This window comes from Nocardia sp. NRRL WC-3656, from assembly GCF_000720265.1.
Taxonomy (GTDB): Bacteria; Actinomycetota; Actinomycetes; order Mycobacteriales; family Mycobacteriaceae; genus Nocardia; species Nocardia nova.
Genome location: NZ_JOJF01000010.1, coordinates 43,142 through 58,024, shown reverse-complemented (window position 1 = coordinate 58,024; position 14,883 = coordinate 43,142). Strand labels below are relative to the sequence as shown.

Below are 14,883 nucleotides of genomic sequence, written 5' to 3'. Positions count from 1 at the left end.
ACGAAATTCCGGCGCGGAACATGCCGTGATCCGGCTCACGGTCGGCCGGTCTCCGGCAACCCGCCCGCGCCGCACGGGCGCCGGTGTCGCGGGAGAAACCACCGCACCGGCAGGCGGCGGCAGCGGACGAATGCGGACATCCCCACCGCCGGGAACCGATTCTGTGTGCCCATCACCGAGCGAGCGCGCAAAATGGTTGCGTGACAACGGTACCCAGATTCAGAGTGAGCACCGCCTCGGATCGTGTACTCGACGACCCGACCGATGCGCAACTACACGATCTCCTGGCCGAGTTGGATTACCGAGAACCCCAACTCGTCGTCGAACGCCCGGGTTCGCCTGCGGCCCAACATTATCTGCGTGTCGAGATGGATCGGCGCATCGATCCCGACGACGGTCGCGGCTATATCGTCGAATACGGCGGGGGCGGGCCGGGCATGCAGTTCCGCGCCAGCGTGCGCGACACCGCGCGCTGGGGAACTCCGCACTCCCCCGCCTTCGAACTCGTCGCAAAGACCGTGCAGGACTGGGCCTTTCAGCGCTACGGCTGGCAGAACGCGATGATGTGGGAGCGGGTGAGCGCCGACCGCTGACGCGCGGTCAGCCGCCGGGGCGGACCTGCAGATACAGAATCAGCAAGGCGATCCACGCGAGTAGCAGCACCACGGTCGTCAGCCGCGGGCGACCGAGCGGGTTCGCGTGCGGGCGCAGCCACCCGGCCTCGACCGAATCCGCTCGGGTGCGGCGAGGTCCGGGTTTCGCGGCATCCGGCGGATCGCCGCCGGGGCCCGAATCCGACGACTGATCGGAGCGGTCGTCGTGATGGTCGTGGGACATAGCGGCACGCTACCGCTATCCGCCCGGTCGCACCGCCAGATACAGCGCCAAGACGGCAATCCAGACAGTGATCAGAGCCAGCGTCGAGGGCCGCATGCCGGTGCGGGCTCGTCGCAACTGCCGGGTCATGCCGATCCGGCCCAGGGGCCGCACCCCGAGCCGGGAAGGGTCCGGCGTGGCCGAGACGGCCCAATCGGCGTCTGAAGCCGGGTCGTGATGCTTCGGCGACCCGTTGGTCTCGATCACTCCGTCCTGCCCATGTGTCACGGCGAGACGGTTACCCGCGCCGGGCGGAGGGATAAACGTGGAACGGGCGTCACCCCCGAGGCGGCGTGGCGGTCGACACCGGCGCGCACGGCGACCGCAACCACCGTCCGTGCTGGTGAGCGGGCAGGCCGGCGCACCGAGCGGTTCAGTAGAAGTCGTCCGGCGGGGGCTCGAAATCGGCGTCGGGGATGCCCCAGTGCACCGAATCGTTCGGGGCTGCCGGTTCCGCGGCCTCGAACCTCGAGCGTGTGACCGGGCCGCGAGGCGGTTCCGGGCGCGAGCGGGCACCCGATGCGGCTGCGCGGGAGGAGCCGCGCCGGCCGGCCGGTCGCTCGCCCCGCCTGGGACGTGAGGCCGGCGCCTCCGCCGCCCCGCCCGAGCTACCCGCATCGAATACCGCGACCACTTCGAGGACACCCTCGCCGTACTTCGCGAGTTTGTTCTCACCGATTCCGCTGATGCCGCCGAGTTCGGCGAGGGTCGCGGGGGCACGGCCGGCGATATCACGCAGGGTGGCGTCGTGGAAGACGACGTAGGCGGGAACGCCCTGCTCCTTGGCGACCGAGGCACGCCAGGCACGAAGCTGTTCGAACAGGTCTGCCGCCGCGGGCGCCAGCTCGGCCGCGGCGAGGCGGGACGCCGCCTTCGCCTTGGCCGCGCGCGGTGGCTTCACGCGTTCCGGCTCGCGGCGCATGAGGACCGTGCGGTTCTCGAACAGCACCTCGTCGCTGGCTTCGGTGAGGGTCAGCACGCCGTATTCGCCGTGCACCGCGAGCAGGCCCTGGGCGAGCAGCTGGCGGATCACGCCGCGCCATTCGGTATCGCGCAGATCGGCGCCGACGCCGAACACCTTCAACTCGTTGTGCTTGTGCTGCAACACTTTCGGATTCGACTTCCCGAGCAGGATGTCGACGATATGTCCGGCGCCGAAGCTCTGCCCGCGTTCGCGTTTGAGCCGCAGCACCGCCGAGAGCACCTTCTGCGCGGCGACCGTGCCGTCCCAGGATTCCGGCGGATTCAGGCAGGTGTCGCAGTTACCGCAGGTGTCACCGGATTGGCCGAAGTAGTTGAGCAGCTGGGTGCGGCGGCACTGCACGGTCTCGCACAGCGCGAGCATCGCATCCAGGTGGAGCTGCAACTGGCGCCGGTGTGCCGCGTCGCCTTCGGAGGAGTCGATCATCTTGCGTTGCTGCACAACATCATTGAGTCCGTAGACCATCCAGGCGGTGGACGGCAGGCCGTCGCGGCCGGCGCGACCGGTCTCCTGGTAGTAGCCCTCCACCGACTTGGGCAGATCCAGATGTGCCACGAACCGCACATCGGGTTTGTCGATGCCCATCCCGAAGGCGATGGTCGCGACGACGATCAGTCCGTCTTCGCGCAGGAACCTGGCCTGGTTGGTGGCGCGGGTGCGCGCGTCCAGACCGGCGTGATAGGGCACCGCCTCGATTCCGTTGCGGCACAGGAATTCCGCGGTCCGCTCGACCGAATTGCGAGACAGGCAGTAGACGATGCCCGCCTCCCCCGGATGTTCGGTGCGGATGAAGGACAGCAATTGCTGATCGGCGCGATTCTTCGGTTCGATCCGGTACTGGATATTGGGCCGGTCGAAACCCGCGACGAAATGCTTCGCCCCGGTGAGGTCGAGCCGCTCGGCGATCTCGCGGCGTGTGGCCTCGGTGGCGGTGGCGGTCAAGGCGATCCGCGGCACGTCGGGCCAGCGTTCGTGCAGTACCGACAACGCCAGATAGTCGGGCCGGAAGTCGTGGCCCCACTGTGAGACACAGTGCGCCTCGTCGATGGCGAACACGGATACCTTGCCGCGATCGAGCAATTCCGCGGTCGATTCGAGCTTCAACCGCTCCGGCGCCAGATACAACACATCCAGTTCCCCGGCGACGAACTGCGCCTCGACCGTGCGCCGCTCGTCCGGGTATTGGGTGGAGTTGAGAAATCCGGCCCGCACCCCGAGCGCGGTCAGCGCGTCGACCTGATCCTGCATCAGCGCGATCAGCGGCGAGATGACCACGCCCACCCCCGGCCGCACCAGCGCCGGAATCTGATAGCACAGCGACTTGCCGCCGCCGGTAGGCATCAGAACGAGCGCATCGCCCCCCGAGACGACCTGATCGACGATCTCGCGCTGTAATCCCCGGAAACTGTCGTACCCGAATACACGCTGCAGAATCTGTTGCGCCGCACCGGTTTCCACAGTGCGCGACGAAGCGTCGGCCGTCTCGAGCGTCTCCGGGGAATTCACGCCAGCCATCCTACGGACCCCCACCGACGATCCGAACCCCCAATCCACAGCCGCACCCCGTACACGAGGATCCCGCCGCCCCCGCGGGCAGATGCCCCCACCTCGGTTCCAGCCTGAGGACGCACACCCTGGAACCGAATAGGAGCGCACTCGGAGACCGTGCACCCCCCACGGGTCTCGGCCCGCCTCGATTTTGGAGCGACGGAGCGAGGGAGCGCAGCGACTGAGCGGAGGAGTGAAAAATCGAGGCCCAAGGGGCCGAGACCCCCGCCGCAGCGAAGCGGAGGCCAAAAACACGAGCACAATTACTCCATGGGCACCCCGCCGGTCGGGTTGCGGCTGGCCGAGCTGGTCGCGTCGCTGTCGCTGGCCACGGATCTCGGTCTGGGTCAGCCGGAGGAGCATGTGCTGCGGCAGACGGTGATCGCGACGCGGCTGGCGCGGGCGGCCGGGTTCTCCGGTGCGGAGCAGGCCGCCGCGTTCTATGTGTCGCTGCTCGCCTGGGTGGGGTGCGTCGCGGATTCGCACGAGATGGCGCAGTGGTTCGGCGACGATCGGGTGATTCGGGCGGACAGCTATCGGATCGACAAGGCCGGCCTGCCGATGATGGGGTTTCTGCTCAGCCATATCGGGCCGGGGTTGTCACCGATGCGACGGATGGCGTTGACCGGCCGGTTTCTGACCGGCGGGTTCCGGGATGCGATGCATTCCTTCGTCACCCACTGTCAGACGACGGCCGATATCGCGGAGCGGCTGCGGTTGCAGGACGAGGTGTGTGCCGCGCTGCCGCAGGCGTTCGAGCGATGGGACGGCAAGGGGGTGCCGAACGGGCTCGCGGGTGCGCGCATCGTCCCCGTGATGCGGGTGGTGCAGATCGCCGACGACGCCGAGGTCTTCTGCCGGTTCGGCGGCCCCGCCGCGGCGGTCGGGATGTTGCGTTCGCGCAGCGGTACCGAATTCGATCCGGAGCTGGTGGCGCTGTGCGAGCGACGGCCCGAGATATTCGACGACATCGATGCCGTCGATGCCTGGAGTGCCGTCATCGACGGTTGCGCCGCGCTGGACCGCTGGGTGCCCGACGGTGAGCTGACCGAGGTCCTGGAGATCTTCGCCGACTACGCCGACCTGAAGTCGCCGTGGTTCCTGGGCCACACCCGCGCGACCGCTGCCCTGGCCGGGGCCGCCGCGCTGCGATCCGGGATGTCGAGCGGGGAGGCCGCGGAGGTGACGCGGGCGGCACTGGTGTCGAGACTCGGCGTGACCGGTGTCTCCACCGGCATCTGGAACAAGACCACCGCGCTGTCGGCGGCGGAATTCGAACGGGTCCGGATGGTCCCCTATCTCACCGAGCGCGTGTTGTCGCGGTGTGCGCGGCTGCGCCGGCTCGGCACGGTGGCGGGTATGTGCCATGAGCGGATGGACGGCTCCGGCTATCCGCGCGGAGTGTCGGGTGCGGCGATCCCGCCGTCGGCGCGGTTGATCGCGGCCGCCGAGACCTTCCAGGCCCTGGGCGAGGAACGTCCGTACCGCGCGGCCGTGGCCCTCGATCAGCGGTGCGCGACCCTGAAAGACGAGGTCGCCGCAGGCCGGCTGGACTCCGAAGCCGTCAGCGCGGTGCTGGCGGCCGCCGGGCAACGGACTCCGCGCCGAATTCGCCGGATCGCCGGCCTGACCGCGCGGGAGATCGAGGTATTACAGCTGCTGGTGCGGGGACGGTCGAACAGGGAGATCGCGGCGGAACTGTCCATCACGCCGCGCACGGCGGGCACCCATATCGAGCACATCTACACGAAGATCGGCGTCACCACCCGGGGCGCCGCGGCGATGTTCGCCATGCGGCACGGCCTGGTGGGCGCGGACTGAACGCCGATCGCCGCGCGCCCGCGTGTGCCGCGCACGAGATCGGTTGTTCGCCCGATGCGCGGACGCCCGCGCAGTCGTAGAAAAAGATATGACCACGATCACACCCACCCCCACGGATCGGCCGGTAGCCGACCGATTCCTCGACGCATTGACCGCCCGCGACTTCACCGCACTGTCGCACTGCCTCGCACCGGACGTCCGGATGCGCGGCCTGATCCCGCCGGGTCCTTTCGAGACCGATAACGCCGATGCCGCGGTGGGCCGGTTCCGGCACTGGTTCGCCGGGCCGGACGCGTTCGAGATGCTCGGCTGCGAGGCCGGGCGGGTCGGCGACAAACTGTATCTGCGGTATCGGGTCCGCATGCGACCGATCGACACCGACGCGCCCGCACGAATCGCGGAACAGCACATCTTCGCCGACGCCGGCGACCGCATCGATGCCATCGACCTGCTCTGCTCCGGCTGGAACCCGGAACGACCCTATTCGCGCACGTAGTAGCGCAGCGTGCCGTAGGCCGTCAGCGCGGCGAACACGATGCCGACCGGCACCACGGTCAGCGCCACCACCGCGATGTCGTCGCCGGTGATGCGCGGGAAGACCTTCGACGCGAACAGGTCGCCGAGGGCGCGGTCGATGACCAGCGGCCGCGCGATCATCAGTCCGATCACCGCCAGCACCGACCCGGCCAGCGCGGCGACCACCGCCTCGAGCAGGAACGGCAGCTGGGTGTACCAGCGCGTCGCACCGACCAGCCGCATGATGCCGACCTCCTCACGGCGCGTGAACGCCGCGATCTGCACCATATTCGCGATCAGCAGCAGGGCGGCCAGGGCCTGCAGTACCGCCAGGCCGAAGGCCGCGTTGCGCAGGCCGTCGAACAGGCTCACCAGCCGGTCGACGATGTCCTTGTCGTTGCGCACGAATCCGACGCCGGGTTTGCCCTGGAAGTCCTTGAAGATGCGCGGGTACTGCGAGGCGTCGGTCATCTTGACGCGCAGCGAGGCCGGCAGGGGTGACTCGCTGACGTATTTGGCCAGCTCCGGCTGATCCTTGAAGGTCTTCTCCTTCGCCTCCCGGACCGCCTCCTCGCGATTGAGGAACTGCACCGATTCCACGCCGGGTTCGGACTTCAGCGCCGACATCAGTGCCTTGCACGGGTCCTGCGAACAGTCCGGATCGTTGGCCGAGACGTCCTCGGTCAGGTACAGCCGCACCTCGAGCCGGTCCAGGAAGTACTGCTCGGTCTTGTCGGCCATCCGGACGGCCAGCATGCCGCCGCCGAGCATGGTGAGCGAGACGGCAGTGGTGAGGATCATCGCGATGGTCATGGTGACGTTGCGGCGTAGGCCGTTGAAGACCTCACCGAAGAGGAAGCTCGCGCGCATTACCGGCCCACCCCGTACACGCCGGTGGCCTCGTCGCGGACCAGGCGGCCGCGATCGAGTTCGACCACGCGCCGGCGCATGGCGTCGACGATGTGATTGTCGTGGGTGGCCATCAGCACCGTGGTGCCCGTGCGGTTGATGCGTTCCAGCAACATCATGATGTCCTGACTGGTGTCGGGGTCCAGGTTGCCGGTGGGTTCGTCGGCGAGCAGTACCAGCGGCCGGTTCACGAACGCGCGGGCGATCGCGACCCGCTGCTGTTCACCGCCGGACAGCTCGGTCGGCAGGCGATCCGCCTTACCGGACAAACCCACCAGGTCCAGCGCCTCCGGCACCGCCCGATTGATGAATTTGCGATTCTTGCCGATCACCTCGAGCGCGAACGCCACGTTTTGTTCGACCGTCTTCTGCTGCAACAACCGGAAATCCTGGAAGACGCAGCCGAGGCGCTGGCGCAGCTTGGGCACCCGCCGTCCCGGCAACCGGTCGACCCGGAAATCCGCGACATGCACTTCGCCGGCGGTCGGCTTGACCTCTTTCAGCAACAGTTGCATGAACGTCGATTTACCCGACCCGGACGGTCCGATAATGAAGACGAACTCGCCCTTGTCGACCTCGACCGAAACATTGTCCAGCGCGGGTCTCGTCGAGGTTTTATATGACTTGGTGACGTTCCGCAGGGTGATCACGAGGTGCCAGTGTAGCCAGCGAAGTCATGGCACACCCCGGCCCACTCCGGAGCATGCGACTTGTCACAGAGAGGTCAGCGGGCCGGCGCGGTCGTCAGCGCGGAACCGGAAACGGTATTCGCGATGTTGGGAAAACCGGAATGATCCGGCGTGGCCGGTTTCACGAACAGATACAGCACGAGCGTCGCGACCCAGACACTGACCAGGATCGCGGTCGATTTACGCGGTTTCACTCAAACCCTCCCGACGCAGCGCCGCGGCGACACGCACTCGCAGCTCGCGTCCGACGTCGAATTGTTTACCCGGCAGTGTGCGGGCCACCATCCGAATGTTCATCTGGTCGACGGTGAGATCTTCCAGGCCCATCACCGTAGGTTCGTCCAGAAGTAGCGATTTCAGGCGGCGATCCTGAAATGCTTTGGCGCCCACTTCGTGCAGGATCTCGTTGACCTTGGTGATATCGGCGGTGGCGGGCACCGGCACATCGATCGCCGCGCGAGCCCAATCCTTCGACAGATTGGTCACTTTCACGATCTGCCCGTTGGGCACCGTGATGACCTCCCCATCCGGATTGCGCAATGTGGTGATCCGCAGCGTGACGTCCTCCACGGTACCTTCGGCCGGCTCGGATTGCCCCGTGACCGCGATGCGCACCACATCGCCGAACCCGTACTGCCGCTCGGTGATCAGGAAGAATCCGGCGAGCAGGTCCTGCACGATGCGCTGGGCGCCGAAACCGAGCGCGGCACCCAGCACCGCGGCCGGAGCGACCAGACCGCCGAGCTGAAAGCCCAAGCGCTGCAACACTTCCAGCGACACCAGGAAGTAGACGATGGACAGCACCACCCAGGTGATGACCTGGGCCAGCGCATGGCGATGTTTGGCGGCCTCGGTGCGCACCAGCGAATCGCTGCTCTGGAAACCGGCGTCGATGCGGCGGGTGATGCGGTCACGCACGAAGGTGGCGAAGCGGCTGAACAGCATCGCGCCCACGATCAGCAGCACGATCTCGAGCCCGCTGCCGCGCAGCCACGACGTGAATTCCGCACCGGATCCGGTGGCGAGAGTCGTCATCGGCGCATCCTTTCCGGTATCAACCGTGCACCGACACAAGCCATTCTGCCGCCCGAACACACGCCAGACAGGTTACTACGACCGGCGACCGACCGATATGCCGTGATTGTGCCGTGATAGGCGGGTTTCACGCGACCTGGCGCATCCGCCAGCGGATTCCCTCTTCGATGAAACCGTCGATATCACCGTCGAGAACCGAGGACGGATTGTTCACCTCGAAGTTGGTGCGCAGGTCCTTGACCATCTGGTACGGGTGCAGCACGTACGAGCGCATCTGATTACCCCAGGAGGCGCCCTCGGTGGTCTTGAGCGCATCCATCTCGGCGCGCTCCTCCTGCCGTTTGCGCTCCAGCAGCTTGGCCTGCAGCACGCGCATGGCCGAAATCTTGTTCTGCAGCTGCGACTTCTCGTTCTGGCAGGTCACCACGATGCCGGTCGGGATGTGGGTGATCCGCACCGCCGAGTCGGTGGTGTTGACGCTCTGGCCACCCGGGCCCGAGGAGCGATACACGTCGACGCGGATCTCCGACTCCGGGACCTCGATATGGTCGGTACCCTCGACCACCGGCAGCACCTCGACCTCGGCGAAGGAGGTCTGGCGACGGCCCTGGTTGTCGAAGGGGCTGATCCGCACCAGGCGATGGGTCCCCATCTCCACCGAGAGGGTGCCGTAGGCGTAGGGCACCTTCACCGCGAAGGTGGCGCTCTTGATGCCCGCCTCCTCGGCGTAGGAGGTGTCGTAGATCTCGACCGGATACTTGTGGCGCTCGGCCCAGCGCACATACATGCGCATCAGCATCTGCGCCCAGTCGGCGGCGTCCACACCACCGGCGCCCGAACGGATGTTGACCAGCGCCTCGCGCTTGTCGTACTCGCCCGAGAGCAGCGTGCGCACCTCCATCGCCTCGACGTCGGCGTGCAGCGCGGCCCGTTCGGCGTCGGCATCGGCGAGGGCGGACGTGCGGGCCTCGCCCTCTTCCTCTTCGGCGAGTTCGTAGAGCACCGGCAGATCGTCGAGCCGCTGCCGCAGTTCGGTGACGCGGCGCAGCTCACCCTGGGCGTGCGACAGCTCGCTGGTCACCTGCTGGGCGTGTTCCTGGTTGTTCCACAGCTCCGGGTCGGCGGCCTGATGTTCGAGCTCGTCGATGCGACGGCGCAGCTCGTCGACGTCGAGTACCGACTCGACAGTCTTCAACGTGGTGTCGAGTTCGGCGAGATCAGCGGAAACGTCAGGATGCACGGTTGCCCAATCTACCGCTCGCGCAGGTGGCGGTGAAATGCGGCGAGTCGCCGGCGCCCGTGCGATGCGGCGGGCGGGCGGCTCAGCCCGATACCGCGCGCAATCCACCCGGGCGGCGGCCCAGCAGCGCATCGAGGGCCGCGGCGGTCGCGTCGTCGGCGGGCAGCTGAACCTGGATGTACTGGTCGTCGTCGGCGGACAGGTCCAGCCGTTCGTAGGCCAGCCGCAGCGGACCCGCCTCGGGATGGTCCATCCGGCTGATGCCGCTGGTATCCGGCAGCCCGGCGATGTCGTCGACACGACGGGTGAATTCCGCACCCGCCAGCAGCGTCAGCTCGTCGGCGAGCGCGGCGATGGTCGGATCCGAGCGGAAGGGTCCGGCCTTCAGGTCGGCTACCGCAAGATCGGCACGACGGTCCCACTCCGGGTAGACGATGCGGGCACGCGGATCGGTGAACAGCCAGCGCGGGTAGCCCGCGGGCAGGCCGTGATCGAGCAGGCCGGTGCCGCCGACCAGCGCGCGATAGCCATCGGTGCAGCTCAAAACCTCACCGAGGCGGTTGAAGACGGCCGCGGGCGCCGGCGCGAGACGGTCGAGAATCGCCTGTACCGCGGGCCGGACCAGGCGATTGGGCAGCGCGCCGCCCGTGCAGCTGAATCCGGGATCGGCGGATTTGACCAGCCGATGCAGTTGGACGCGCTCACTCGGGCTCAATCGGAGCGCATCGGCCAATGCGGACAGCACGCTCGCCGACGGATGCCGGTCGCGGCCCTGCTCCAACCGGATCAGATATTCGACGCTGACTCCGGCGAGTGTCGCGAGTTCGGCGCGGCGCAGCCCCGGGGTGCGGCGGCGGGGCCCGGCCGGGAGCCCGACCTCGGCGGGAGTGACCGCCGCACGCCGAGTACGCAGGAAAAGCCCCAGCTCGTTATCGCTCACAGATCGACGCTAACAGCGCGGGGCGCGCCGAGGGTATCCCTCTCACTACCACCCTCGCAGCGGGCTCCCCGGCCTCGCGCCCGGACGGCAGAGTCGACGACAGCGAACGACGCTTTCCGAAGGAGATCCGAAATGTCCAGCAGCACAATGCGGCTCGCAGTTGTCATAGCCAGCGTCCGGGAGGGCCGCTTCGGGCCGGTGGTCGGTGAGTGGTTCGCCGAACAGGCCCGGCGGCACGACGGCTTCGAGGTCGACCTGATCGATCTCGCCGAGGCCGATCTGCCCGTCGCACTCCCCGCGGTTCCCCCACGAATGGAACCGAATCCGCCGCGTCCCGCCGGAATGGTCGATCTGACCCGGCGTCTGGATGCCGCGGATGCGATCGTCATCGTCACTCCCGACATCAACAGCAGTTACCCGGCCTCGATCAAGACGGCGATCGACTGGCACTACACGCAGTGGGACCGCAAGGCGATCGGCTTCGTGGGCTACAGCGGGGCGAGCGGCGGGCTGAACGCCATCGCTCATCTGCGGCAGGTGTTCGCCGAGCTGAACGCGCACACGATCCGCGACTACGTGTCCTTCCCCCGGTACTACCAGCAGTTCGACGCCGAGGGCCGGTGGACCGCACCGGGCGAATCCGAGGCGGCGGCAGCGGGAATGCTCGACCAATTGCATTGGTGGGCGAGCGCTTTGGCCGCGGCGCGGGTCGCGGCGTGAACAACGGCTCGCGATGGCATGGGCCGGTCACAGACGCTCGGCCGGGCCCGCTCAGTGGAACGACCATCCACACGACGGCAGCCCGCAACTAGCCTCGATTCGAATATCTGATTCGTGGTTTCATCCAGCCGAAACAGGAGGGTCGATGGGGACCATCGCCGTAACCGGGAGCGCGTCGGGGATCGGGGCGGCCGTCGCCGCCCACCTGGAGAAGGAAGGGCACCGGGTCATCGGGGTCGATCTGCACGACGCCGAGGTGACCGCCGACCTGGGCACGGCCGAGGGACGCGCGCACGCGGTCGCCGAGGTCACCCGGATCGGTGCGGGCCGGCTGGACGGATTCCTGCCCTTCGCCGGTGTCGCCGCCGCGACCGGGCGGCCCGGTGGGCTCGTGGTGTCGGTGAACTACTTCGGCGCGATCGCGCTGCTGGAGGGGCTGCGGCCGCTGCTGCGCGAATCCGGGAACGCCTCGGTGGTGCTGGTGTCGTCGAATTCCACGACGACACAACCGCTCTGGCCGGTGGAACTGGCCGATGCCTGCCTGGCCGGCGACGAGGAACGCGCCCGCGGCATCGCCGAATCGTTCGGCGACCTGGGCGCGATCCAGGCCTATCCGGCGACCAAAGCGGCCCTGGCCTGGTACGCGCGGACCAAATCGGCGGAGTACATCGCCGACGGCATCCGCCTCAACGCGATCGCGCCCGGCATCATCGACACCCCGATGACCCAGGAGGGCAGCAAGGACGCGCTCACCGGGGAGGGCATGAAGCAGTTCCTCGCCATGACCCCGATCGGGCGGCCCGGTCGCCCGGAGGAGATCGCCGACCTCGCGGCCTTCCTGCTGTCGGACAAGGCCGGTTTCTTCGTGGGCTCGGTGATCTTCTGCGACGGCGGCATCGATGCGGCCTTCCGCGGTAAGGACTGGCCCGCGGTCTGGAATCCGCAGCAGTAGCGCGTGGCCCGGCGAGACCGCGAATGGCTCCGATCGGGTGCGCCCATTACGGTGGCCGTGTGACCGATCATGCCGGCGATCTCGACCTTGCCCTGCTGTTGGCCGATGCGGCCGATGCGATCACCCGTGATCGTTTCGGCGCCCTCGACCTGAAGGTGAACAGCAAACCGGATCTGACCCCGGTCTCGGACGCGGATCTGACGGTGGAGCGGTCGCTGCGCGAAATTCTCATCGAGCGGCGTCCGCACGACGCCGTGCTCGGTGAGGAGTTCGGCGGTGAGGCCGAGTTCATCGGACGGCAGTGGGTGATCGATCCGATCGACGGCACCAAGAACTTCGTGCGCGGAGTTCCGGTGTGGGCCAGTCTGATCGCGCTGTTGCAGGACGGCGTTCCGGTCGTCGGCGTCGTCAGCGCGCCCGCGTTGAGCCGACGCTGGTGGGCCGCAACGGGTTCCGGCGCGTGGACCCGTTTCGAGGAGGGGGAGCCGAAGCCGATCACGGTCTCCGAGGTCGGCGGGCTGAATTCGGCCAGTCTCGCGATCTCCAGCCTGTCCGGCTGGCGAGATCTGGGGCTGCGTGAGCAGTTGATCGACCTGACCGATCAGGTGTGGCGCACCCGCGGCTACGGTGACTTCTTCGGCTACTGCCTGCTCGCCGAGGGCGCGCTCGACATCGCCACCGAACCGGAGGTCTCGCTGTGGGACCTCGCGCCGCTCGACGTGCTCGTGCGCGAGGCCGGCGGCCGCTTCACCGCCCTGGACGGAACCCCCGGACCGCATCACGGCAGCGCGGTCGCCACCAACGGACTGCTGCACGACTCCGTACTCGAGGCGCTGCGCGGGTGACATAAGTCCGTCCCGACGGGTTCGCAGGGCTCTGCTCTGTCCGGTCTTGGCCGCGCAATCTGGGTCCATGCCACCGATGATCGCGATGCGCGGGCTGACCAAGTACTACGGTCACACGCCGGCACTGCTCGACCTGGACCTCGAAGTCCCGCCGGGGGTGATCTTCGGATACCTGGGACCCAACGGGGCCGGTAAGACGACGACCGTCCGGATACTCGTCGGCCTGATGCGGCCGAGCCGCGGTTCGGTGACGGTCGCGGGCGCAGACGTCGGACGTGACCGATCGGCCGCCCAGCGCCATATCGGCTATCTCCCCGGCCAGTTCGTCGCCTATCCGGATCTCACCGCCGAGCGGTATTTGACCTATTTGGCCCGGCTGCGCGGCGACGTCGATCCGGCGGTTCCGCGCGAATTGGCCGAACGCCTGAACCTGGACACATCGGCTCGAATCTCGGCGATGTCGCACGGCAATCGGCAGAAGGTCGGGTTGGTGCAGGCATTCATGGGCGAACCGGACGTACTCGTCCTCGACGAACCGACCCAGGGGCTGGATCCGCTGGTCCAGCGGGAATTCCTGACTCTGTTGCGAGAGGCCCGCGACGCCGGGCGCACCATATTCCTGTCCTCGCACGTGCTGTCGGAGGTGCAGGCGGTCGCCGACACGGTGGCGATTCTGCGGCGGGGCCGGTTGGTCGAAGTCCGGTCGGTCGTGGCACTGGCGGCGCAGTCGCTGCGGCGGCTCGACCTCACCTTCGCCTCCACACCTCCGGAACCGCAACTGCTGGCTGCCGTCGGCGGGGTGCGATCGGTCAGCGGCGCCGGTTCGGTGCTGCACGTCGAGGTGGACGGCTCGACGGCCGAACTCCTGAAGTTCGTCGCACCCTACGGGGTGATCGACGTGATCAGCCACGAACCCGATCTCGAAGAGGTCTTCCTCACCTACTACGGACAGGACAGCTGATGTTCAGCACGGTGTTGGTCAAATGCCTGCGTGACCAACGGCGCGGGTTGATCGGCTGGAGCCTCGGGATCGTCGCGCTGGTACTGCTGGAATCGGCACTGTGGCCGTCGATATCGAATATCCCCGGGCTCCGGCAGATGGTCGACAACTACCCGCCGGCATTGCGGAAGCTGCTCGGGATCGAGGACTTCCTCACCGGCACAGGCTTTCTCAACACCGAGCTCTACAGCATCATGCTGCCCATCCTGTTCCTGGTCTTCTCGGTCTCGCGGGGCGCCCGCGCGATCGCCGGGGAGGAGGAGTCCGGGACCCTCGAGGTGTTGCTGGTGACGCGGGTGACGCCGGTGCGGCTCGTGTCGGAACAAGTCGCGGTGCTGCTCACCGGCCTGGTGGTGCTCGGCACCGTGCTGTTCACCTCCGTTGTCGTGTTCTCGGCGATATTCGGGATGCATATCGGCGTCGGGGCCGCGGCGACGGGATCGATCGCCATGATCGCGCTGGCCGCGCCGTTCGGCGGGCTGGCCTTGGCGGTCGGCGCCGCTTCCGGTCGCCGCCTGGTCGCGGTCGCGGTGGCGAGCGTGGCCGCGGTGGCCGCCTATGTGCTGTACGCGGCGTCGAAGATCGTCGACGCAGTGCGCCCATGGGGCCGGTGGTCGCCGTTCGAACAGGCGCTGTCCGACGGCCCCATGGGCGCGGGCCTGCGGCCGGGCTATCTGTGGCTCGTGGTGGCCGCGGCTGTCTTCGTGGTCGCTTCGCTGCCGATTTTCGATCGTCGCGACATCGCCGGGGTATGAGAATCGATACAGACCGATCGGCACTCGACTGCCTACTTACTCTGGAGTAAGATAG

17 protein-coding genes are annotated in these 14,883 nt (G+C 67.7%); 8 read left to right on the top strand and 9 right to left on the bottom strand.

All coding sequences use genetic code 11. From position 1 onward, the window contains the following. The first annotated feature begins 224 nt into the window (after window positions 1-224). Window positions 225-593, top strand: coding sequence for a hypothetical protein (locus IG65_RS0114785; protein WP_030515491.1), 369 nt, complete (start codon window positions 225-227; stop codon window positions 591-593). 7 nt (window positions 594-600) lie between these two features. Here the strand turns inward: IG65_RS0114785 and IG65_RS0114780 are convergent, their stop codons facing one another. The 3 genes from IG65_RS0114780 to recQ form a co-directional block, all read right to left on the bottom strand. Further along, a complete protein-coding gene (locus IG65_RS0114780) occupies window positions 601-837 on the bottom strand; it encodes a hypothetical protein (RefSeq protein WP_030515490.1) in 237 nt (78 codons plus the stop codon). 15 nt (window positions 838-852) lie between these two features. Next, window positions 853-1,104 (bottom strand): hypothetical protein, encoded by a 252-nt coding sequence (locus tag IG65_RS0114775; protein ID WP_156055620.1) that lies wholly within the window; start codon window positions 1,102-1,104, stop codon window positions 853-855. Window positions 1,105-1,249: 145 nt separating this feature from the next. Further along, window positions 1,250-3,373, bottom strand: a complete 2,124-nt coding sequence (gene recQ / locus IG65_RS0114770; protein WP_030515488.1) for a DNA helicase RecQ — start codon at window positions 3,371-3,373, stop codon at window positions 1,250-1,252. 303 nt (window positions 3,374-3,676) lie between these two features. Here recQ and IG65_RS0114765 point away from each other — a divergent pair, with 303 nt between their 5' ends. After that, entirely contained in the window at window positions 3,677-5,227 is a 1,551-nt protein-coding gene (locus IG65_RS0114765; protein WP_030515487.1) for an HD domain-containing phosphohydrolase, read from the top strand. A gap of 88 nt (window positions 5,228-5,315) precedes the next feature. After that, entirely contained in the window at window positions 5,316-5,723 is a 408-nt protein-coding gene (locus IG65_RS35905) for a nuclear transport factor 2 family protein (RefSeq protein ID WP_051756034.1), read from the top strand. Here the strand turns inward: IG65_RS35905 and ftsX are convergent. The 6 genes from ftsX to IG65_RS0114730 all read right to left on the bottom strand — a co-directional run bounded on the left by ftsX (window position 5,708) and on the right by IG65_RS0114730 (window position 10,556). Beyond that, window positions 5,708-6,613 carry a permease-like cell division protein FtsX gene (gene ftsX / locus IG65_RS0114755; protein ID WP_030515485.1) on the bottom strand — a complete coding sequence of 302 codons (906 nt, stop codon included), beginning with the start codon at window positions 6,611-6,613 and terminating at the stop codon, window positions 5,708-5,710. The genes IG65_RS35905 and ftsX overlap by 16 nt on opposite strands. After that, window positions 6,613-7,302, bottom strand: coding sequence for a cell division ATP-binding protein FtsE (gene ftsE, locus IG65_RS0114750; RefSeq protein ID WP_030515484.1), 690 nt, complete (start codon window positions 7,300-7,302; stop codon window positions 6,613-6,615). Before ftsE ends, ftsX begins: the two co-directional genes overlap by 1 nt. 74 nt (window positions 7,303-7,376) lie before the next feature. Continuing rightward, window positions 7,377-7,535, bottom strand: a complete 159-nt coding sequence (locus IG65_RS37760) for a hypothetical protein (protein WP_156055619.1) — start codon at window positions 7,533-7,535, stop codon at window positions 7,377-7,379. Beyond that, a complete protein-coding gene (locus IG65_RS0114740) occupies window positions 7,522-8,376 on the bottom strand; it encodes a mechanosensitive ion channel family protein (RefSeq protein ID WP_030515483.1) in 855 nt (284 codons plus the stop codon). Before IG65_RS0114740 ends, IG65_RS37760 begins: the two co-directional genes overlap by 14 nt. A 127-nt stretch (window positions 8,377-8,503) precedes the next feature. After that, complete coding sequence (prfB, locus tag IG65_RS0114735; RefSeq protein WP_030515482.1) at window positions 8,504-9,616, bottom strand: peptide chain release factor 2; 1,113 nt, start codon at window positions 9,614-9,616, stop codon at window positions 8,504-8,506. Window positions 9,617-9,698: 82 nt separating this feature from the next. Next, window positions 9,699-10,556, bottom strand: a complete 858-nt coding sequence (locus IG65_RS0114730) for a helix-turn-helix domain-containing protein (protein ID WP_030515481.1) — start codon at window positions 10,554-10,556, stop codon at window positions 9,699-9,701. Window positions 10,557-10,688: 132 nt separating this feature from the next. Here IG65_RS0114730 and IG65_RS0114725 point away from each other — a divergent pair, with 132 nt between their 5' ends. The 5 genes from IG65_RS0114725 (at window position 10,689) to IG65_RS0114705 (ending at window position 14,828) form a co-directional block, all read left to right on the top strand. Continuing rightward, complete coding sequence (locus tag IG65_RS0114725; RefSeq protein ID WP_030515480.1) at window positions 10,689-11,276, top strand: NADPH-dependent FMN reductase; 588 nt, start codon at window positions 10,689-10,691, stop codon at window positions 11,274-11,276. 145 nt (window positions 11,277-11,421) lie between these two features. Continuing rightward, complete coding sequence (locus IG65_RS0114720; RefSeq protein WP_030515479.1) at window positions 11,422-12,228, top strand: SDR family oxidoreductase; 807 nt, start codon at window positions 11,422-11,424, stop codon at window positions 12,226-12,228. 59 nt (window positions 12,229-12,287) lie between these two features. Further along, window positions 12,288-13,073 carry a histidinol-phosphatase gene (hisN, locus tag IG65_RS0114715; protein ID WP_030515478.1) on the top strand — a complete coding sequence of 262 codons (786 nt, stop codon included), beginning with the start codon at window positions 12,288-12,290 and terminating at the stop codon, window positions 13,071-13,073. A gap of 67 nt (window positions 13,074-13,140) precedes the next feature. Then, on the top strand, window positions 13,141-14,034 hold the full coding sequence (locus IG65_RS0114710; protein ID WP_030515477.1) for an ABC transporter ATP-binding protein: 894 nt from the start codon (window positions 13,141-13,143) through the stop codon (window positions 14,032-14,034). Next, window positions 14,034-14,828: a hypothetical protein gene (locus IG65_RS0114705; protein ID WP_030515476.1), complete on the top strand. Its 795-nt coding sequence runs from the start codon at window positions 14,034-14,036 to the stop codon at window positions 14,826-14,828. The genes IG65_RS0114710 and IG65_RS0114705 overlap by 1 nt, the downstream gene beginning before the upstream one ends. Window positions 14,829-14,883 lie beyond the last annotated feature (55 nt).

Excerpts from the sequence above, each read along its gene's own strand:
- IG65_RS0114780 (WP_030515490.1), bottom strand. The coding sequence starts at position 837 with ATGTCCCACGACCATCACGACGACCGCTCCGATCAGTCGTCGGATTCG.
- recQ (WP_030515488.1), bottom strand. The coding sequence starts at position 3,373 with ATGGCTGGCGTGAATTCCCCGGAGACGCTCGAGACGGCCGACGCTTCG.
- IG65_RS0114765 (WP_030515487.1), top strand. The coding sequence starts at position 3,677 with ATGGGCACCCCGCCGGTCGGGTTGCGGCTGGCCGAGCTGGTCGCGTCG.
- IG65_RS35905 (WP_051756034.1), top strand. The coding sequence starts at position 5,316 with ATGACCACGATCACACCCACCCCCACGGATCGGCCGGTAGCCGACCGA.
- ftsX (WP_030515485.1), bottom strand. The coding sequence starts at position 6,613 with ATGCGCGCGAGCTTCCTCTTCGGTGAGGTCTTCAACGGCCTACGCCGC.
- IG65_RS0114740 (WP_030515483.1), bottom strand. The coding sequence starts at position 8,376 with ATGACGACTCTCGCCACCGGATCCGGTGCGGAATTCACGTCGTGGCTG.
- IG65_RS0114725 (WP_030515480.1), top strand. The coding sequence starts at position 10,689 with ATGTCCAGCAGCACAATGCGGCTCGCAGTTGTCATAGCCAGCGTCCGG.
- IG65_RS0114720 (WP_030515479.1), top strand. The coding sequence starts at position 11,422 with ATGGGGACCATCGCCGTAACCGGGAGCGCGTCGGGGATCGGGGCGGCC.
- IG65_RS0114710 (WP_030515477.1), top strand. The coding sequence starts at position 13,141 with ATGCCACCGATGATCGCGATGCGCGGGCTGACCAAGTACTACGGTCAC.
- IG65_RS0114705 (WP_030515476.1), top strand. The coding sequence starts at position 14,034 with ATGTTCAGCACGGTGTTGGTCAAATGCCTGCGTGACCAACGGCGCGGG.